Source organism: Rhizobium sp. AP16 (assembly GCF_000281735.1).
GTDB lineage: Bacteria > Pseudomonadota > Alphaproteobacteria > Rhizobiales > Rhizobiaceae > Rhizobium > Rhizobium rhizogenes.
Window position 1 is genome coordinate 113,347 of sequence record NZ_AJVM01000067.1, and the last position, 19,565, is coordinate 132,911.

Annotated in this window: 20 protein-coding genes; 10 read left to right on the forward strand and 10 right to left on the reverse strand. The window is 59.8% G+C overall.

What is annotated here, in order from left to right:
- Nucleotides 1-1,332, reverse strand: coding sequence for an efflux RND transporter periplasmic adaptor subunit (locus PMI03_RS21645; RefSeq protein WP_007697966.1), 1,332 nt, complete (start codon nt 1,330-1,332; stop codon nt 1-3).
- A 261-nt stretch (nt 1,333-1,593) separates the two neighbouring features.
- Entirely contained in the window at nt 1,594-2,250 is a 657-nt protein-coding gene (locus tag PMI03_RS21650; RefSeq protein ID WP_007697969.1) for a hypothetical protein, read from the reverse strand.
- A 356-nt stretch (nt 2,251-2,606) separates the two neighbouring features.
- On the opposite strand from PMI03_RS21650, the gene speB reads away from it, so the two are divergent.
- Nucleotides 2,607-3,656, forward strand: coding sequence for an agmatinase (gene speB / locus PMI03_RS21655; protein ID WP_007697974.1), 1,050 nt, complete (start codon nt 2,607-2,609; stop codon nt 3,654-3,656).
- A 148-nt stretch (nt 3,657-3,804) separates the two neighbouring features.
- A complete protein-coding gene (locus PMI03_RS21660) occupies nt 3,805-4,968 on the forward strand; it encodes an aminotransferase (protein WP_039974497.1) in 1,164 nt (387 codons plus the stop codon).
- Nucleotides 4,969-4,974: 6 nt separating this feature from the next.
- On the opposite strand, the gene PMI03_RS21665 is transcribed toward PMI03_RS21660, so the two are convergent.
- The 3 genes from PMI03_RS21665 to PMI03_RS21675 form a co-directional block, all read right to left on the reverse strand.
- The gene (locus PMI03_RS21665; protein ID WP_007697983.1) at nt 4,975-6,315 is read right to left on the reverse strand and encodes an LLM class flavin-dependent oxidoreductase; all 1,341 of its coding nucleotides are present in this window, start codon (nt 6,313-6,315) and stop codon (nt 4,975-4,977) included.
- A 105-nt stretch (nt 6,316-6,420) separates the two neighbouring features.
- Nucleotides 6,421-7,353: a LysR family transcriptional regulator gene (locus PMI03_RS21670; RefSeq protein WP_007697987.1), complete on the reverse strand. Its 933-nt coding sequence runs from the start codon at nt 7,351-7,353 to the stop codon at nt 6,421-6,423.
- Complete coding sequence (locus PMI03_RS21675; protein WP_034516328.1) at nt 7,350-8,093, reverse strand: UTRA domain-containing protein; 744 nt, start codon at nt 8,091-8,093, stop codon at nt 7,350-7,352. Before PMI03_RS21675 ends, PMI03_RS21670 begins: the two co-directional genes overlap by 4 nt.
- A gap of 228 nt (nt 8,094-8,321) precedes the next feature.
- Between PMI03_RS21675 and PMI03_RS21680 the strand changes: the two genes are divergently transcribed.
- From PMI03_RS21680 to PMI03_RS21695, 4 genes are all read left to right on the forward strand, one after another.
- Nucleotides 8,322-9,149, forward strand: a complete 828-nt coding sequence (locus PMI03_RS21680; protein WP_007697990.1) for a transporter substrate-binding domain-containing protein — start codon at nt 8,322-8,324, stop codon at nt 9,147-9,149.
- 80 nt (nt 9,150-9,229) lie between these two features.
- Nucleotides 9,230-9,871 (forward strand): amino acid ABC transporter permease, encoded by a 642-nt coding sequence (locus tag PMI03_RS21685; protein WP_007697992.1) that lies wholly within the window; start codon nt 9,230-9,232, stop codon nt 9,869-9,871.
- Nucleotides 9,868-10,536, forward strand: a complete 669-nt coding sequence (locus tag PMI03_RS21690) for an amino acid ABC transporter permease (RefSeq protein WP_007697993.1) — start codon at nt 9,868-9,870, stop codon at nt 10,534-10,536. Before PMI03_RS21685 ends, PMI03_RS21690 begins: the two co-directional genes overlap by 4 nt.
- Nucleotides 10,533-11,324, forward strand: a complete 792-nt coding sequence (locus tag PMI03_RS21695; RefSeq protein WP_007697995.1) for an amino acid ABC transporter ATP-binding protein — start codon at nt 10,533-10,535, stop codon at nt 11,322-11,324. The genes PMI03_RS21690 and PMI03_RS21695 overlap by 4 nt, the downstream gene beginning before the upstream one ends.
- A 32-nt stretch (nt 11,325-11,356) precedes the next feature.
- On the opposite strand, the gene PMI03_RS21700 is transcribed toward PMI03_RS21695, so the two are convergent.
- On the reverse strand, nt 11,357-11,743 hold the full coding sequence (locus PMI03_RS21700; protein WP_309574455.1) for a hypothetical protein: 387 nt from the start codon (nt 11,741-11,743) through the stop codon (nt 11,357-11,359).
- 454 nt (nt 11,744-12,197) lie between these two features.
- On the opposite strand from PMI03_RS21700, the gene PMI03_RS21705 reads away from it, so the two are divergent.
- Nucleotides 12,198-12,704, forward strand: coding sequence for a hypothetical protein (locus PMI03_RS21705; RefSeq protein ID WP_309574456.1), 507 nt, complete (start codon nt 12,198-12,200; stop codon nt 12,702-12,704).
- An 89-nt stretch (nt 12,705-12,793) separates the two neighbouring features.
- Here the strand turns inward: PMI03_RS21705 and PMI03_RS21710 are convergent, their stop codons facing one another.
- From PMI03_RS21710 to PMI03_RS21720, 3 genes are read right to left on the reverse strand one after another with little or no spacing between them, the layout of a single operon-like run.
- Entirely contained in the window at nt 12,794-13,498 is a 705-nt protein-coding gene (locus PMI03_RS21710) for a DUF4336 domain-containing protein (protein WP_007698000.1), read from the reverse strand.
- A gap of 23 nt (nt 13,499-13,521) precedes the next feature.
- Nucleotides 13,522-14,166: a response regulator transcription factor gene (locus tag PMI03_RS21715; protein ID WP_007698003.1), complete on the reverse strand. Its 645-nt coding sequence runs from the start codon at nt 14,164-14,166 to the stop codon at nt 13,522-13,524.
- Nucleotides 14,163-15,587 carry a sensor histidine kinase gene (locus tag PMI03_RS21720; RefSeq protein ID WP_007698004.1) on the reverse strand — a complete coding sequence of 475 codons (1,425 nt, stop codon included), beginning with the start codon at nt 15,585-15,587 and terminating at the stop codon, nt 14,163-14,165. The genes PMI03_RS21715 and PMI03_RS21720 overlap by 4 nt, the downstream gene beginning before the upstream one ends.
- A 252-nt stretch (nt 15,588-15,839) precedes the next feature.
- Between PMI03_RS21720 and PMI03_RS21725 the strand changes: the two genes are divergently transcribed.
- Nucleotides 15,840-16,490, forward strand: a complete 651-nt coding sequence (locus tag PMI03_RS21725) for a hypothetical protein (protein WP_007698005.1) — start codon at nt 15,840-15,842, stop codon at nt 16,488-16,490.
- A gap of 60 nt (nt 16,491-16,550) precedes the next feature.
- Here the strand turns inward: PMI03_RS21725 and PMI03_RS21730 are convergent, their stop codons facing one another.
- On the reverse strand, nt 16,551-17,462 hold the full coding sequence (locus PMI03_RS21730; RefSeq protein ID WP_007698006.1) for a dihydrodipicolinate synthase family protein: 912 nt from the start codon (nt 17,460-17,462) through the stop codon (nt 16,551-16,553).
- Nucleotides 17,463-17,612: 150 nt separating this feature from the next.
- Here PMI03_RS21730 and PMI03_RS21735 point away from each other — a divergent pair, with 150 nt between their 5' ends.
- Nucleotides 17,613-18,317, forward strand: a complete 705-nt coding sequence (locus PMI03_RS21735; protein WP_007698007.1) for a GntR family transcriptional regulator — start codon at nt 17,613-17,615, stop codon at nt 18,315-18,317.
- A gap of 59 nt (nt 18,318-18,376) precedes the next feature.
- Entirely contained in the window at nt 18,377-19,522 is a 1,146-nt protein-coding gene (locus PMI03_RS21740; protein ID WP_007698010.1) for a Xaa-Pro peptidase family protein, read from the forward strand.
- Nucleotides 19,523-19,565: the final 43 nt, after the last annotated feature.

Below are 19,565 nucleotides of genomic sequence, written 5' to 3' on the forward strand. Positions count from 1 at the left end.
TTAGAACCCCATCGGCGGCGGGCCACCACCCACGCTGCTTTTCGTTACCGTCGCACTTGCCTCGCCGATCACGACGCGATCGCCCTCGGAAAGACCGGATAGAACCTCGGCGGTGACATTGTTGTTGAGCCCGATGATGACCGTCCTGGCTATCTGCTTGCCGTCGGCGCCAACGACCAGCACGCCATAGGAGTCGTCGGCAGTCTTCGCGCCGAGCGCCGAGGATGGAATGGTCAGTGCATCCTTGGCCGCACCAAGCACGATATGAACTTCGGCCGACATATAGGTGCGGAAATGATTGTCCTGGTTAGGCACGGCGAAGACGCCGTTGTAATAGATCGCGGAGGACGAGGAAGACGACGTCGAACTGCTGCTAGAGGAGGAGGTGGTGGTGCTGGAAGACGTGACGCTGCTGTCGCTGGTGATCGATTCAGGTGCAGGCTCGATCGATTGCAACACGGCATCGTAGCGGGTGGCGGGATCGCCGAGGATGGTGAAGTAGACCGGCTGGCCCACCTTGACCTTGACGACGTCGGCTTCCGAAATCTCGGTGCGGACGATCATCGTGTCGAGTTCGCCGAGAATGACGATCGTCGGTGCCGATTGGGCCGCATTGACCGTCTGGCCCTGCTGGTTGACGATGGCAAGCACGGTGCCGTCCATCGGCGCGGTGATGCGGGTATAGGAGAGATTGGCGCGCGCTGTCTCCACCGCAACTTCCGCGGCGATGATCTGTGCGTCGAGGGCTGCGATCTGGGCGGTGATCTTCTTGACATTGGCTGTCGCGGTATCCAGATCGGCCTTGGAGCCGGCCTGGCTGCGGAAGATGGTCTGCTGTCGCGTCAGCGTCAGTTGCGCGTTTTCAAGATCGGCTTCGCTTTCCTGGCGCTGCGCCTTGACGTTGGCAAGCGAGGCCTGGGCGGTTTTCAGATCATTGCTTTGCGTGGTGGAGTCGATCTCGGCAATCAACGTGTCCTTCTGGATCTTGTCGCCAAGTTTGACATTCAGCGCGGTAATCCGCCCAGAGACCTGCGCGCCGACGGCGACGAGCTTGATCGGCTTGAACGTACCCGACGCGAGTACGGCCTCCTCGACATTGCCGCGGCTAACCACTGCGGTGATGGCGGACGAGGTCTGCTCTGGGAAGATATCGTCACGAAACAGGAATGCGCCGGCGCCGGCGCAGACGAGCAGGGCCGATGCGGCCAAAGCTAGGCCAGGACGTCGAAATCGCTTGTGCCGCGACGGGCTCGTCGGCGTGGCACGCAGCACGGTTTCGCGCGGTTGCTCCGGTTCGGTTCGTATCGGCATCCGGTTTGGGGAATTCAGCATGTCATCATCTGCTTGCGGCCAAGTTGGGAGTTGTCGATCCGGCGGATCCATTCTCCGGGGAGGTACTGGTTATCTCCGGTAGGAGATAGCCCCGCACGAATTGGTCCGAGGACGCCGGGCGGGGCGTCCTCGGACCTGTCGACCCTTTGCGGAGGGCCGCTCCTTCCATCCGACAAGGATCTGATAACCGCGTCCGGCTGGGGGCGATCCTTGGCGGATGGAGGGGGAGATGGATCGATTTGATCGAGATCTGTTTTCGTCCTAGTGGAAGCTGTGGGGGCCAGGACCCATGGGGCCTGGTTCCAGCGACCGTTCAGCATCCTCGAGCTTGGCGAATTGGTCCGGGGTCAGAACGTTGTGAAGCGCCGCTGCCTTGTCCTTCAGCACACGCGCCTTGGCGGCGCGATCCAGCGCGCGATCGGCAGCCTGTTCGCCAAACAGTTCGTTCGACTTCCCGGCGCCACTATCGGCATTTGCCGGCTTTGCGCCGTCAACCGGCGGCGGCCCCATCGGCTCATGTCTCGGCGGAGCGAAGAAATCCGTCAGAGCGCTGGTGTAATCCCTCCAGGCATCCAGCTGGGCGGAATGGATGCCGATCAGTGTCTCCAGTGCCGACAGCTTGGCTGCCAGCTCAAGCGCAGGGTCGGGCCGATGAAAGTCGCCGGGCATTCCATGCTGTGGCGGGAAGGGCATGCCTTTCCCGAATGCCATCATGTGCTCATCCATCTCGGGACCACCGCAAGGGCCAGGGCACGGCGGTCCTTGCGGGGCCATGGCTTCCGGCATGGGATGCGTCATCTCGGTACCGGGGAGGGCCTGGTCAGTGGGCGTGATTGCGGGTTCTGCGGCAAGAACAGTGGTGCTCATGCCGCCGATGGCGGTCATCAATACAGTCGCGACGATACGCAGTTGCCTCATAATCAGTGCCTTTAGTCAGGTTCAATTCACTGAAGCTAATCTAGTGAGGCTAGATGAATGCAATGCGTCTCTATATTTCTGAATGTTTCTACGGACGGGGACTATTGCGAACAAAGTTTGCAGGGAGCCCTCCTGCCACAATTGATTACAAATTTTTTCCGGAGCTCACTCGCGCCACTCAAGCCTCCGCCACAGTGATCATCGGGAACCCTCAAATGATTCCCGACAAGAAAATGTTGCTGGAGGCGACAGGAGCACGAAACAGGCTTGAACATCACCACCGATGCGGACGAAGATCGGCTGAAAAGCCTACCGGCAGTAGACAGAGATAATGATCATCAAACCGGGGTACTGAAATGACATTCGATGAGGAAAAGCTCAGCGCGCTGCGCAAGAAGTATGGCGAGAGCCACGGCGGCGAACTGTTCGACGCCAAATTTCGCAAGGTCGCTGACAAGATTTTCTCGAAAAGCGGAACCAGGCTTGCGCCCTATGCGGGCGTCCCGACCTTCCTTTCGGCGCCTTACATGCCGGTCGATGCTGAAAATCCCGACTTCGGTAACCTGCAGGTGGCGATCCTGGGCGTACCGATGGACCTCGGTGTCACCAACCGGCCCGGCTCGCGCTTCGGACCGCGCGCGCTGCGCACGATCGAGCGTATCGGTCCCTATAATCACGTCCTCGGCTGCGCGCCCGTTTTCGATCTCCGTGCCGCCGATATCGGCGACGTTCCGTTCCAGAGCCGCTATCGCCTTGAACTCAGCCATGACGATATCGAAAAGCGCGTCAATCAGATCGTTGATGCGGGCGTGATCCCGCTTTCCGTCGGCGGGGATCATTCCATCACCCATCCGATCATGAAAGCCGTCGGCAAGAAGACGCCGGTCGGCATGATCCATATCGATGCCCATTGCGACACCGGCGGATCGTTCGACCAGACGAAATTCCATCATGGCGGCCCTTTCAGAAACGCGGTTCTCGACGGCGTGCTCGATCCGACACGGACGATCCAGATCGGGATCAGAGGCTCAGCGGAATATCTTTGGGAATTCTCCTACGAGTCCGGTATGACGGTCATCCATGCCGAGGAAGTGACCGGCCTCGGCATCCCGGCGATCATCGAGAAGGCGAAGTCTATCGTCGGCGACGGGCCGACCTATCTCTCCTTCGACGTCGACAGCCTCGATCCGAGCTTTGCGCCCGGCACGGGAACGCCCGAGATCGGTGGGCTCACGACCCGCGAAGTGCTGGAGCTCATTCGCGGCTTGAAGGGAATCAATCTCGTCGGCGGGGATGTTGTCGAAGTGGCACCGCAATATGATGCGACGACCAACACCGCCCATGCCGGCGCGCAAGTGCTATTCGAGATTCTGAGCCTGATGGTCTTCAGCCCTTCGGTGAGATAGGGCAGGCGGCCGATCGTTTCATGTCGAGCGGAGTAACGACGTGGCAGCGGGAGAAATTCCGCTGCTTATTCTATTCGCGCTTCCCGACAAAGCGGTTGAGAAGGCGATCGTTATCGGTGTAGCAATCGGTTTCAAAAGGATCGTCGATATGCCCGCCGCAGAACCCAATTCGCTCATTGCCCGTCTCTCCCCACCACCGATTCCTTCCGTCGTTGCCTGGAGCCGCGAATATTCCGGCGGTAGGGGACCATTGATTGACCTGTCGCAAGCCGTGCCTGGATATCCTGCGTATCCCGAGATGTTGCGACTCCTCGGCGAAGCCGCCTCGTCGCAGGCGATGACCGGATATGGGCCGATCGAGGGAGAAGCAGTGCTGCGGGATGCTTACGCCCGGCATGTGAGCGAGGTTTATCGCGCACCGATCCAGGCGGAAAATGTCCACATTACCTCCGGCTGCAATCAGGCGTTCATGTCCACGGCGATCGCGCTTGCCGGGGCTGGGGATACCGTGGCGCTGACGAACCCCTTCTATTTCAATCACGAGACGACCCTGGCAATGCTCGGCATCAAGCGCGCATTGGTAGAGTGCGACGCGACGAACGGCTTCCTTCCGGATATCGGCTCGGCAGAACAGGCGCTTGCCGCCGGCGCACGCGTGCTAGCGGTCGTCACGCCAAACAATCCGACCGGGGCCGTCTATCCGTCGGCGTTGCTGCGCGAGCTTTTCCTGCTCTGCCGGAAATACGGCGCATGGCTGATCATCGACGAAACCTATCGTGACTTCCTTGCCGAGGGTTACGGACCGCCGCATGCGCTTCTGTCTGAACCAGGCTGGGAAGACACGCTCGTCTTGCTCTACAGCTTCTCGAAATCCTTCTGCATTCCGGGCCATAGGCTTGGCGCGGTCACGGCGGGGCCGAAGCTTCTCGCCGAAATCACCAAGGTTATGGACAACATGCAGATCTGCGCGCCGCGTTCCGCGCAGCATGCCGTGGCTGCGGCGCTACCCATACTCGCCGACTGGCGAGCCGGCAACCGGCTGGAGATCGCGCGCCGCGCTGATGCGCTGAAGAGCACGATGTCGGAACTGCCCGGCTGGGACATCGCTGCGATCGGCGCCTATTTCGCCTTCATCCATCATCCTTTCGCCGACCAGTTGTCCACGACGGTCGCCGAAAGGCTGGCAAAACAGGCGGGTATCATCTCGATCCCCGGAAGCTATTTTGGCGAAGGGCAGGAGCGCTATCTGCGCCTTGCCTTTGCCAATGCCGATGTGGCCTCGATCGGTCTGTTGGGCGAACGCCTGCGGTGATGCGAGCTATGCCCTCGCAAACCGGTTGACAGGCATCGAGAGCCCGAGATTTTCGCGAAGGGTCGAGCCCTCATATTCCTCGCGGAAAAGCCCGCGGCGGCGCAGTTCCGGCAGGACGAGCGTCACGAAGTCGTCAAGGCTCGCCGGCAAGGTCGGGAACATCAGGATGAAGCCGTCTGCGGCGCGCGTCTCAAACCATTCCTCCATGAAGTCGGCGATCTGCGTCGGCGTGCCGGTAATGCCGTTGCCTGTATGCTTTTCCGCATAGTGGCGGATGAGCTCACCGACCGTATGGCCGCTTTTGACGAAATCAACGAGCTCATCGAAGAGCGCCCGGGAACCTTTCGGTGCGTCCGGCAGCCGGTCCATCGGAAAGGGCTGGTCCAGCGGCACGCCGCGTAGATCCGCCTCGAGGAATTCGGACAGCATCAACCGGCCGACATCCGGGTGCATCTTGTCGATCAGATAGTTGACCTTCGCTTGCGCCTCGGCCTCGGTCTCGCCGACATTGATGACGACGCCCGGCATGATTTTCAGGTCGTCCGGATCGCGCCCATAGGCCGGCATGCGCTTTTTCACATTGTCGTAGAAGGCGCGGTTGCGATCGATGTTGGAGGCGAGGCTGAAGACAATCTCGGCGGTGCGGGCCGCCATGTCCATGCCGGGCTCCGATCCGCCGGCTTGGGCGATGATCGGACGGCCTTGCGGCGAGCGGGCGATGTTGAGCGGGCCACGCACCTGGAAATGCTTGCCCTTGTGGTTCAGCGTGTGATGCTTCGTCTTGTCGTAATAAATACCGTTTTCCCGGTCGAGAAGCAGCGCGCCCTCCTCGAAACTATCCCAGAGGCCGAAGACGACGTCGACGAATTCATTGCCGCGCTCATAGCGCAGCGCATGCGGATCCAGTCCTTCGCGGTTGAAGTTATAGCCGGTCTCATCATGATCGGAGGTCACTACGTTCCAGCACGCGCGGCCGCCGCTGAGGTGATCGATCGAAGCGAAGAGGCGGGCGACGTTGTAGGGCTCGTAGTAGCTCGTCGAGACGGTGGCGACGAGACCAAGATTCTGGGTGGTGACCGACAGCGCCGAAAGCAGCGAAAGCGGTTCGAAGCGGTTCATCTTCGTTGGAATGCGCGCAAGGGCATCAGGATCGCCAACGGCTGCGGCCGGCGAATCTGCCATGAACATGAAGTCGAATTTCGCTGCCTCCGAGCGCTCAGCGACATTAAGAAGATGGCGGAAGTCATTGGCGCCGTTGACATCGCTCTCCGGATGAAGCCAGGACGCCGGATGAAAACCGAACGTATAAACAAAGGTGCCGAGCTTCATCTTGTCGGTGCGCGCCATGAAATGCTTCCAATCTCGATCGTTGATGCCTGCGCAAATTATCGCCACGCTCGTTTTTTCATCAATATCGCTGAAGCTATCTTTCGTTTTAGTTTTTCTAAAACGTTACGACGGGGCGGAGATCCGCGCCTGCTGGCGGGACATGGCGACGACCCAGTCACGAAACGCCCCACCATAGGGTTTTTGAAGGGCTGATCTGTCCCAGGCAAGGAAATAGCTTTCGCGCAGCGGGATCCTGATGTCGACGGGAACGACGAGGGTCTGGGCTTCCAGTTCATCGGCGATCATCGACATCTGCGCGAGAACGACACCCCGCTTGTTGACGGCGGCGTCGATTGCGCTGCTCGACAGGGTGAAGGACAGTCCGGGTGCCGTTTCCTTGAGCGATACGCCCACTTTCGCGGCGAATTCCGACCAGCTGGGGTAGGGCGTAAAATGCCGCTCCCATTCGACGTGCAGCAACGGATGCAAGAGAAGCTCGGAAACCGAAGGCTCCTGACCCTGTATCAGTGCCGGCGAGCAGGCGGGGACAACCCAATCACGGAACAGTTCGGCATAATGTTCGTGTTGGAGCACGTCCGACCCGTAGCTGATGCGGAAGTCGATCTCGTCGAAGCCCATGCGGGGCTCCTTGTCGCGACCGATGATCCTGACATGTGCGTCCGGATGAAGAGCCTGCCAATCGAAAATCCGCCGGCCGATCCATTTATTGACCACGGAAGACAGCGCGCTGAGCACCAGCGCATTCTCGTTGCGTGCCCGCTCCAGCTTTTGTTCGGCGATGGCGAATTGTTCGAAGCCCTTCGATATCTCCTGATGGTAGAGCCTGCCCCATAGGGTCAGTTCGGCAGTGCGGCCGTTGCGTTCCAAAAGCGTGACGCCGAGAAAGCTTTCGATCTTGCGGACCTGCTGGCTGATCGCGCCGGGGGAGACCTTCAATTCCAGGGCCGCGGCCGTGACGCTGCCACAGCGTCCCACAGCTTCGAAGGCCTGAAGTCCCTTGAGCGGAATGGTCTTGAAGGGGCGTTTGTCGGTCACGTCGCGCTTCTCCGGACCATGTGGTCAGACGCGTTCTTCTCAGCGGGCTGAAAGTCGCCGGCGAATTGAAAGCGGTCGCCGGGATGCGTGATCTCGACATAGGTTACGGTACCGCCATTCTGCCATGTCTGGCGGATGAGTGTGAGACAGGCCTCGCCACGTTCGGTCTCGAGCAGTCGCGCTGTCACCGCATCGGCCGAAACCGCGCGAATAATATGCCTGGCCTTCGACCAGGGAACCTGCTCCAGCAACCATTTGGCCGGCGGCACGGAGGCAAAGGTCTCGTCTCTCGCAAGCGGCACCGCATCGAGCATGATGATCCGCCGTTCGATGGCATTTGGCTTGCCGTCGACCAGATGCAGGCATTGAAGTCGCAGGATTTCCGCACCCGCCGGCTCGCGCAATAGCACGGCGTCGGAGGCATCCAGCCTCTCAACTCTGCGCATCAGCATGCGATAGTCGTGTTCATACCCGGCAAGCTCCGCTTCGGTGCTGATGTCCTGGATATCCATCACCGTGCGGTCGATCTGCTGCGCGGCGACGAAGGAGCCGGCCTTGCGCCGACGCACGATCATGCCGCGCTCGGCCAGGGCCGACAGAGCCTTGTTGACCGTCATCCGCGAGCATCGATATTCCGCAGCCAGTTCGTGCTCGACGGGGATGCGCTGGCCGGGTTGCCAGTCGCCGCTCATGATCCTCGTCTCGATATCCCGGTAGATTCTCTGATGAATTGAGACCAACACTTAACCTCGATCCAGCGACGTGCTCAAATCCGGAAGCCAGCATCCGCCGTCTCCAACCTGGCCGTCCGGCACAATTTTTGCGTTCCCTGAGTTTTACATTGACAGTGTAGGCCTGCCTATATCTATTTGTATAGACAAAAGCGGGTCATAGAAGCCCGTTCGGCGGGAATACGCTGGGGAACTTGAACTCTTCCGCTGGAAGGGCAAAAAACTGGAGAGAAGACCATGAAGAGAAATTCATTGCTCAAGGGGCTGGTCGGCGCCGCGTTCCTGTTCGGGGCGACCCTTTCCGCACATGCGGCCGACACGCTCGCAGCCGTCAAGGCGGCCGGCACTCTGAAGGTGGGGACCGAAACGGCGTTCGCGCCATTCGACTTTATCGATGCCGGCGAGCATGCCGGATTGAACGTCGACCTCTTCGCCGAGATCGGCAAGGAACTCGGCGTGAAGATCGAGTGGGTGGCGCTTCCCTGGGACGGCGTTTTCCCCGCTCTCGAGGCCGGCAAGTTTGATATCGTCGCGGGTCCTGCGACCATCACCAAGAAGCGCATGGAGCGCTATCGCTTCACGCCGCCGATCGCCGAAGCCACCATCGCTATCCTGAAGAAGGCCGGCGACACGACGATCAACAAGCCGGAAGATATTGCCGGCAAGAAGATCGGCGTCGGCAAGGCGACCTCGCAGCTCGACCAGCTGAAGGAGTTCTCCGATACGCTGCCGACAAAGGCGGAGATCCGTGAATATCCGGCCTTCACGGAATCCTACGCCGATCTCGCTGCCGGCCGCATCGCCGGCGTCGCCAACTCGCTGCCGAACATCGCTTTCGTTGCCAAGCAGCGGGAAGGCACGTTCGAAGTTGTGCTGCCACCTTTCGGCAAAAAGTCCTATTTCGGCTTCATCGGCCTGAAGGATGCCGACCACGCACCGTTGATGGACGCGGTCGACGCAGCACTCCTGAAGATCAAGGCAGATGGTCGCATGGCTACGCTGCAAAAGAAGTGGTTCGGTGCGAGCTTCGACACGCCGGATTCGATCAAAGACCCGGCATTCTGATAGGCCTGTCAGCAATCGATCATGCCTCGGGGTTTGCCGGGGCATGATCCGCGACTATCAAGTGGACGACATCCGAACATATGTCCTTCAAACTCTTTGAATTGCTGCTGCAGGCGTCGATCTACACGGTGACGATCAGCGTCGTGTCGATCCTGATCGGCTTTGCGATCGCGATCCTGCTGTCGGGAATGCTCCTGTCGCAGCGGCGCCACCTTATGCTGCCTGCCCAGATTTTCATCAGCTTTTTCCGAGGCGTGCCGCTGCTCGTGCAACTGCTGCTGATCTATAATCTGCTGCCGGTCATCGGCATCAATGTGCCGAGCATCGTGGCGGCCATTATCGGCCTGTCGCTTTGCACGGCGGCCTATCAGGCGGAGAACCTGCGCGGCGGCTTCGCCAGCGTTCCCACCGGCCTGGTCGAATCCGCTGAGATGGTCGGCCTTTCGCCCAGACAGATCTTCCGTCGCATCAAGGTTCCGATCGCCCTGCGTCTGACCTTTCCGGCTCTCGTCAATGAAGCGATCCTCATTCTCAAGGCGTCTTCTCTGGTCTCGGTCGTCGGCATCGTCGAATTGACGCGCATGGCGCAGGACCTTGCCGGCAGCACCTTCCTGCCGCTGCAACTCTTTGCTTCCGCCGGTCTCATCTATCTGGCGATCAACTGGATCGTCGCGCTTGCCGGTAGCCTGATCGAGCGCCGTCTTCCGGGAGTGCCGCGATGAGCTTCGACATCAATGTCCTCCTCGACCAATGGCCGGCGATCGTCAGCGGTGCCGGCGTCACGATCATGATCTGGATCCTCGGCACGATCGCCGCCGCCATCATCGGCTTTCTGGTGGCTGTGGGACGGCAATATGGCGGGTTGTTGCTCGACAAGACGCTCGGCTTCGTCGTCGCGATCCTGCGTGGCACGCCCTTCCTGATCCAGATATTCCTGGTTTACTATGGCGGTCCCTTCGTCGGCCTGTCGCTCGATCCGCTGCCGGCCGGGCTGATCGGCATCTCGATCTATGGCGCCGCCTATTTCAGCGAAATCTTCCGTTCCGGTTTCCAGGCTGTGCCCCGGGGGCATATCGAGGCCGGCGAATGCGTTGGCCTCACCCAGGGCCAGATCGTCCGGCGCATCCTGCTGCCCGAAATGACCATGCTGGTGCTGCCGCCATCGCTCAACATGGCAATCATCCTGATGAAGGAAACGGCGGTGTTGTCGATCATCACCGTGCCGGAACTGACGGCGACGCTGAGCGCCATCGGATCGCAGCAATATGCCTTCGTCGAGGCGCTCTCCATGCTCGCGCTCTTCTACTGGGTGCTCGTCGAACTCACCGGTTGGCTTGGCAATCTCGCCGAAACGAAACTCTCCAGATTCAGGTTTTTCAACGCATGAGCGTCCCCGCAATCGCAGTCAAGAATCTCGTCAAGAAGTTCGGGGACTCCACCGTCCTGCACGGAATCGATGTCGAGATCGCGCAAGGCCAAGTCTCTTGCCTGATCGGCCCGTCCGGTTCCGGCAAGAGCACGCTTCTGCGCTGCATGGCCTTTCTCGAGGAGGCGACCCGCGGCACGATTGCGATCAATGGCGAGGTGCTCGGCTTCACCGAAAACGCTCAAGGCGTGCGCGAGCGCATTTCGGCCGCCACCAACAGGTCGATCCGCGCGCAGATCGGCATGGTCTTCCAGCAGTTCAATCTCTGGCCGCATATGACGGCGCTCGGCAATGTCAGCGAGGCGTTAAAGACGGTGCACAAGATGAGCCGCAAGGCTGCCGAGGACGTGGCCATGGCGCAGCTCGTCAAGGTTGGGCTGGAAGCACGGGCAGGGCACTATCCCTCGCAGCTTTCCGGCGGACAGCAGCAACGTGTTGCTATTGCGCGTGCGCTGGCGCTGAAACCGAAGATCATGCTGTTCGACGAGCCGACCTCATCGCTCGACCCGGAGCTGACGGGTGAAGTGCTGAACGTTATGCGTGATCTGGCGGCCGAGGGGATGACCATGGTGGTCGTCTCCCACGAGATCGGCTTTGCCGCGACCGTGGGCCAGCAGATCATCTTTCTCGATCACGGCAAGGTGCTGTTTACCGGCGAACCGAAAGAGGTTTTCAAAAAGCCGAGAAATCCGCGTCTCGAACAATTCCTGGACACTTATCTCGATCGTGGCGCGTCGATGCTTCTTTAGGCACGCGGCTCGCCCTGCGCGCTGGCTTCCAGCTATGGAGACACGCCTCTCTGCCGGCCTTCTTCGCTCGACGAGGGCTGAAGCCGTTGCGGATGTCTCCTGGGCAAGGATGGGCCTCCGCCACGCGACGCCGAAGGACAGCGCTCCAACTCAGTTGCAAGAAGCGCCACGGCCTCCGCCAGCGCCTTCTCCGCCTCGGTAAACGGCAGCGCCAAGCCTTCCTCCCTTGCCTGGCTATATATTTCGGCCGAGGCGAGAACACGCTCGGCAAGGTATAGGCATTCGGGCGTCGGTTCGACAAGCCTCAAGGCGAGCCGGAGGTTAAAGGCAACCTGAAGGACGAAGGCCGAGGCTGAAAAGTCCGCGACGGCGCCGGGCGGTTTCGCGTGATCGAGATACGTCTTCCAATGCCTGTTCATTTTGGAGCCTTCCGCGAGACAGCTGTCCTGCAATGCCATCCAGCGCCCTGGATGCTCAGCATCGTTCTCCTGACCACCGCGCCTAAGGCGGATGGATCGCTCATGGTGTTCATGACAAATTGCCCCGTTTCCATCCGCGAAAAGGCGTGATGACGGACGTTCATCCGTATCATCCGTTATCCGGCTCATCCGCTACCCTGTGGGTAGTAGTAACCGGGCGGCAGACGCTCTTTCAATCTTGGTCTTCGCCATCGGGGCTTCAGTCGAGTTTATATTAGGACCTTAGTCTGACGGCGGATGGGGCGAAGGTCCCGATAGGGCTTGCAAAAAGCCCGACATTAGCGTTTTAGCACGGACCAGTGTTGACGCTTGCGTCGCAGAAGCGATCTGATGTCGTTGTGGAGACACTGTCTCAAACACAATGGCTGGCGAATCTCTCCCGGCTCTTTAGTTCATGCATCCGAAAGCCTGTGAAAAGCCCATGTCTTTACGCGGAAAGTCGATCTCTGTTTCTCTCTGCACTCTGTTTGCGCTGGTGCTTGCCGCAACTCCCTATCGCGTCGAGATTCACGGATCATCGGTAGGGCTTGTTGTACAAACCGCCGACGCTAAAAGCGGGGGGAATGGCAATGGAGGAGGCAACGGCGGCGGCAACGGTAATGGCGGCGGCAATAGCGGGAACGGCGGCGGAAATGGGGGCAGCAATGGCAATAGTAATGGGAACGGGAACGGGAACGGTAGTGGCAAAAGCTCCAGCGGAAAAAGTGCCAAGCAAAGCCAGGACAACACCGATGCTGCGACCAGTTCAGACGATGCGCCGATGGAGGTTGAGCACACCGACGGCATGAGTGAATCCATCCAGAACGGACGCTATGTCATGAAGGATTCAAAAGGGCGCACCATCATCAATCGTAGCGCGACGACGGGCGACCAGAAGCGACTGAAATCCTTCCTGCACTAGACGCAGGATCCGATTGATCTGTCGCGGCAGCTTTGAACTCCAGGGCCGTCATTCGATAACGGATTCGTGGCGGTCCGCAATGGAAGCGGTCACTGATCAGTCAACCAACGAAATGCACGATGCAGGAAATCCCGACCACCGTCGGTGATCGGCTCTCCATGGGCCATCAGCACGTTTACGACTGGCCAATCCAGGATACGCCTGATCGAGGCGCGCGCGGTGGGCCGATCTGTAAAAGCAATGCGAAACTTCCGAGGCACAGACGGTTCAGCCGCTACCATCAAATCCAGTCTTGCGACGATTGCCCGCCAGCCCTTGAACCATTCAGGCTGAAAATGCTGAATAAGATCGGTGAAGAGCACTGTGGCACTCTTGCGGTGAAAAAAGACCGCCTCGACTGTGATCAGGTTGCCCCGCATCACGACCAGATCGATGTCTTCGGCCCAATCCGCAATCGGGGCATCGCCAAGATCGCCGTCAAATTTAAGATCCTTACGCTTTTGCCGCAGACCCGGTGGGGCATAGGCCTTGGCATTTGGATAGGCCTGCTGCCAATCGCCAACGAAGAGATGGTGAAGCGAATTGGGGGCGATCAGGTAGCGCACGTCGCCCAAGCTCTCCACTTCTGCTCGAAGGTCCTCCGTGACAGCCGTCGGCGACCATAGGAAGAGGCCACCATCGGACAATCTGATAATCGCCATGCGCGTGGGGTAGTGAAAGCCAGCGGCGGCCGTGACGGTTGGACCGTCCGCAATCCATATCTCGGGGCCGAATTCTTGAAGAGCGCCTGCCATGTCACACAAGCCTGGTCTTGATTTTAGCCGTTTCTTTCCAGTGCATCGCGAAACACCATCGCTGCTTCCGTGCGGTTTGCAACGCCCAACTTCGTGAAGATCTGGGTCATATGATGCTTCACCGTCTTCTCGTGGAGATCAAGCTTGAGACCGATCTGTTTGTTGCTCAAGCCGGTTGCGACAAGCTGAAGCACTTCGCTTTCCCGGTCCGTCAGTTCGCGGATAAGATCCGCCTTCGCTGGCGCAGCGCCCTGGCCGGAGATCAGGCGGGCGGAAAGGGTCGGCGCAACATAAGTTTCACCTGAAGCCACGGTGCGGAGAATCTCGGCCAGCGTTCTCGATCCGACACCCTTGAGCACATATCCCTTCGCACCGCTTCTCAGCGCCGTCGTTACATCGTCACTTGCTTCGGAGACGGTCAGCATCACGATTTTCTGGTCTGGCACATGCTCGAGGATCAGCGGGATCGCTTCCAGTCCCCCGCCGGGCATGGAGATATCCATCAACAGAACATCCGGGCGCGATTCTGCAACTATGCGAACGGCGTCGTCTTTCGTGCTGCCTTCGCCCACGATCGAAAAACCGCCGATCTCGACGAGGCTGCGAACGACGCCTTCACGAAACAGCGGATGATCGTCGATGACCGCCAGGCTGATTGCTGTCGTCATGTCTGTTCCATTTCCATCGCGCTGAGCGACATCCGAACGATGGTTCCATCCTTGGAGGAACTGAGCTCGAAGACGCCACCAACACTTTCTACTCTTTCCCTGAGGCCCGCCAAACCGAGACTGCTCTCAGGAATACCTGCCGGATCGAAACCTGGCCCATCATCTGATACCGCAATCGTGACGTGTTTGCCATCGGTACTCTGGTCAACCTGCTGCGCTGCGCCGTCGCCGTGACGATAACCATTGTTCAGAGCTTCTTGGACGAAGCGATATATGCAGATCTTGGCGGAGGTCGATAGCTCCTGCGCGGTGTCGGAAAAGGACAGGCCGACCACGGTTCCCGTTCGCTGCTCGTGGGCGCGAACCGCGCGTTGCAGCAGCTCCGGGAGGTTCGCCGCCTCGATCTGCGGCAGGACGAGCCCACTGCAGATGCTTCTGATCTCCGCCATGGCGTCGTCGAGGCTCGATTTGATTGCGGCAAGCGACAGCTCCCGTTCTCGCACCGGCGCCGCCGGATTTGCCAAGGCCTCACTATCGAGTCTTAACGATGCATATGCGACGAGCTGCGCGGGGCCGTCATGCAGATCAGCGCCGATGCGCCTGAGGTAGCTTTCGTTCAGGGCGGCAGCGCGTTGCGAGGCTCTTTGAACGCGGGTGCGCAGGATCTCGTTCTGCTGCAGGAGAGCCGACAATTCGCCGATACGTGCATTGAGTGCGCCGCGCTGGCTTTCGATCGTTCGGCTGCCACGAAGGACGATCATCGAGAGGATAAGAAAGAAGGCGAGGGTGAACACGCCGACGGCCAGCCAGCTTCGGAAGCGTGCCTGGTTCAAGCTGCGCTGAAAATCATACGCTACTTCGTGGAATTCCGAGACCGCGACAACATCGCCCGACCAGGGCTGGAGGACCGGATTGTAAATCTCCAGGAGCGGCTTGCCGCTGTCGCGCTCTGCAACGCTTTCGACGCCGTCGAGCTGATTGAACTGCGCCATCATCGTGCCGGAAAATGCCGCCTTCAGATCATCGCTCAGCGGGAACTGCTTTCCCATCAGGTTCTTGTCATTGGAGTAGAGAACAGTGCCGTCGCTGCGCCAGAGGCGAAAGGACATCAGGCGGCTGCCAAGCGCGCCTTCGCCGAGCGTCTCATCCAATGCACGCGTTACCGTATCGTCCAGCATCTTGGTTGTCTGCATGTCCGGCAGAAGCGGCGCGATGACGCTGTCGACATAAAGAGCAGTACTGGCGGCAGAGTTGCGCGTGACGGCATCTTCGATGAGGCTGGTGACGACGGCGCCGACGACAAGCATGGCGCAGGCGGCAACGAGGCCTCCGATCAGCAGGAATTGTCGTGCCAGGGATTGGGAGTTCCAGCCGGCGATCAAGCGAACCGGCGACAGCAGTGATTTGAGGTTTGTCTGCATGTCTGGCTACTTTCCGCGATGATCATTCAAATGCCGGCAGATCTCCGGATTGATGCAAATTCCCATCGATCGTGCCCCCTGGACTTTCGGCCATCGGCAATCAGGCTAAGGTCTGATCCCCTGAGGCATAGGTCCGTTCCCCGTGGAAACTTCTATTTCCAGCAATATTATGACGAGCAGCATGATTGCTCATCCCGCGTGACAGTTGCAACGCGTGACGGAAGCATAATCTGGAATAAGAGGAATATGCAGATGAAATTCAGTTCAGCCTTTGGAACGACTGTTGTTGCCTTGGCATTGGCTGTCGCTCCGGTAACCAGCGGCGGCTTCGGTTTTGCAAACATGGCCTACGCCAAGGGCGGCAACGGCAATGGAGGAGGCAATGGCGGTGGCAATGGAAATGGCGGAAGTCACGGCAGCAGCAATTCCAGCGATGGAAAATCCAGCGCGGCACAATCGGACGATAGTGATGGAAGCGTCGGGAGCCTGAAACATGCGACACATTCCTCAAAGTCCGCGGCTACAAACAGGAAACTCGAAAAGACGAGCTCCACGAAAGTGAAGACGGCGGCGGCGGAGCTTGGCAGCCTCAATTCCCTGAAGCGGAATTATCATGCCTATATGAATTCGAAGGATCCGAAGATGGCGGCCATCAGGGCCTATGTCATGGATTATGCCGAGTTCGAGCTTAAGAACGGCACCAATGCCGTGCCGACCGACCCGGCGCTTGGTGACGAGGCGTTGCGCTCGGCTTTGGCGCAGGCGTCGAAGACAGGTGTCGTGACCGACAAGACGCTGGCGGAAGCCAAGAGTATCCTGGGTGTTGGCCCTGCTGTCGGGAAAATAGATCAGGTGCGCGACGCGCTGGAGCAATCCACAGCCACAACGACATCTGCGAACTGAACGTCTTTATGGAAAAGCAGAGCCGGCAATCGCTGATCCGCGATTGCCGGCTTTTCTGTATCAGGCGGCCTGGCGCACCTTGGAGGGGCGGGTGGCGGCGGCCCTTTCGACCATGGCGGTGACTTCGGCGCGGCGGGCGCCGGACAGCGGCAGACGCGGCATGCGGACACGCTCGGAGCCGCGGCCCATGATCTGCTCGGCAAGCTTGATCGACTGCACGAGGTCATGCTCGGCATCGAGATGCAGAAGCGGCATAAACCAGCGATAGATCTTACGGGCCTCTTCCCAATCGCCACGTTCAGCGGCGGCGACGAGCTGCACCGATTCCTGCGGGAAGGCGCTGGTCAGACCGGAGACCCAACCCTTGGCGCCAAGCATCAGACCCTCGAGCGCGACATCGTCGAGACCGGCGAAAATATCGAAACGATCACCGAAGGCATTGATGAGATCGGTGAAGCGACGTGGATCCGGCGCACTTTCCTTGACGGCCTTGATGTTCGGCACATCGGCGAGCGCCTGCAGCACGTCGGCGCCGATATTGACGCGGTAGGCCGGCGGGTTGTTGTAGAGCATGATCGGCAGCGAGGTCGCTTCGGCGACCGTGCGGAAATGCGCGATCAGCTCCTCCGGCTTCGGCACATAGACCATGGCCGGCAGGAGCATCAGGCCATCCGCGCCAAGTTTCTCGGCATCGCGGGCATAGGCGACGGCGCGACGCGTATCGAGCTCGGAGACGCCGGTGACGACGGGAACGCGGCCGTTGACCACCTCGACGGCGGCCTTCAGGATCGTGCGCTTTTCCTCAGGGTCGAGCGAGTTGTTCTCGCCGCAGGTACCCATGACGATCAGCCCGTTGACGCCGTCATTGACCAGCGCATCCTGAACGCCCTGCGTGGCCGGGAGGTCCACGGACAAATCTTCCTTGAACTGTGTCGTTACGGCGGGAAATACGCCCTTCCATCCAGTCGTCATCGCTTGATCCTCATTAAAAGCTGATGGCGTTATATACAAACTGTCGACAAAGCTCAAGAAGGGGGCTAGAAAAGTTTCGGGAAGGGCAGGCGGTCTTGCAGAGACCTGCCAAAACGACATACGAAGATGCGGGTCGCGAGGGACATCCGAATGCAGAATGATGCGGAAAATGTGCGCGTGCGCGGATCGGGCACACAAAGCGTCTATGCCGCACTGCGCCGGGAGATCCTGTCTATGGCGCTCGAACCCGGTAGCCCGCTCGACGAGGTGCGGCTGTCGGAGCGCTTCAAGATGTCGAGAACGCCGATCCGCGAGGCGCTGTTGCGACTTGTTGCCGAGGGGCTGGTCACGACCCTGCCAAACAGGAACACGATCGTGGCAACGATCGATTTTGCCAGCCTGCCCACTTATTTCGAGGCGCTGACGCTGATGTATCGCGTCACCACGCGGGGCGCAGCCCAGCGGCGGGATGCCGGGATCATGAAGACCATCCGCGCCCATCAGCAGGATTTCGCCGACGCCGTCCTTGCTCGCGATGCCTATGCGATGATCGAAGCGAACCGCGAGTTTCACGTCGCGATCGCCGAGCTTGCCGGCAATGCCTACTACACGACGTTTTTCGCCCGCCTGCTCGACGAAGGCCGGCGCATCCTTCGCCTCTATTATTCGGCATTCGATGATCGCCTGCCGCGCCAGTATGTCGATGAGCATGAGGAGATGATCGCCGCGATCGAAGCGGGCGATGTCGAGCGCGCCGACCGGCTGGCGATCGATCACGCCGCCCAGATTGTTCGGCAGATCCAGGACTATGTTGCCCGCAACTTGGACAGGCCGGTGGCGATCCCGTTGTCCTGAAACCTCGCGACGAAAAAACTCTCATCTCCGCCTCTCGATCGAATGGATTGGAAAACCGCATGTCTTGGCAGCATCCCGTACCCCGTATAACTCAGGACGAGAGGCAGCTTCGTCTCTTGAAACTCCGCCAGGCGATCGAGGCTGAGGGCTTGTCCGGCGTGCTGCTCGGGCCGACCGAGAGCCTGCGTTATTTCACGGGGCTGGTCTGGCATCTGAGCGAGCGGTTTCTCGGCGCGCTCGTTACCCCGACCGAGCTTTACTACATCGTTCCAGGTTTTGAGCGCAGCCGCGTGGAGACGCTTCCGCATTTGCCCGGAGATATCCTGGTCTGGCAGGAGGAGGAAAGCAGCGTCGCTCTGATCTCCAGCCTTGTCGGCGGCTCCGGCAAGCTTGCTCTCGACGATGATCTGCCGCTTTTCTTCTACCACGCGCTGGCGGCGGAAATCGGCGTTGAAAGGCTGACGGATGGTGGGCGGCTGACCCACGATCTGCGCCGAATCAAATCTCCGGCTGAAATCGCGCTCATTCAATATGCGATGGACCTGACGCTCGATGTCCACAAGCAGGCACATGCGCTTCTGAAGCCAGGGATAAAGGCATCCGAGGTGGTGGATTTCATCGACCGGCGGCATCGCGATGCCGGGGCCGATGGCGGCTCGACCTTCTGCATCGTCTCCTTCGCCACGGCGACATCGCTTCCGCATGGGGCGGATGGCGACCAAACCCTTGCCGATGGCGACGTCATTCTGGTCGACACCGGTTGCCGGCTCGACGGCTACCACTCGGATATCACCCGAACCTATACCCTGGAGAGCGGTCACAAGGAATTCGAACAGGCTTGGGCGATCGAACGCGAGGCGCAACAGGCCGTCTTCGACGCCGCCAAGTTAGGAGCTGCATGCTCAAGCCTCGATGACGCGGCTCGCGCGGTGCTTGCCAAGCATTCTCTCGGCCCGGACTATCGCCTGCCGGGATTGCCGCATCGCGCCGGCCATGGGCTCGGCCTCGAAATCCACGAAGAGCCCTATATCGTCCGTGGCAATGTGACACCGCTTGCCGCCGGCATGGTTTTCTCCAATGAGCCGATGATCGTCTTTCCGGAAAAATTCGGTATCCGGCTGGAGGACCACATCTACATGACGGAAGATGGCGCGCGCTGGTTCACCAAGCCGGCGAAAGGGCCGACTGAACCCTTTGCCGATTAAGAAAAGCCGTCATTGTGGGCGGTCTGAGCAAGGTAACCCCTAG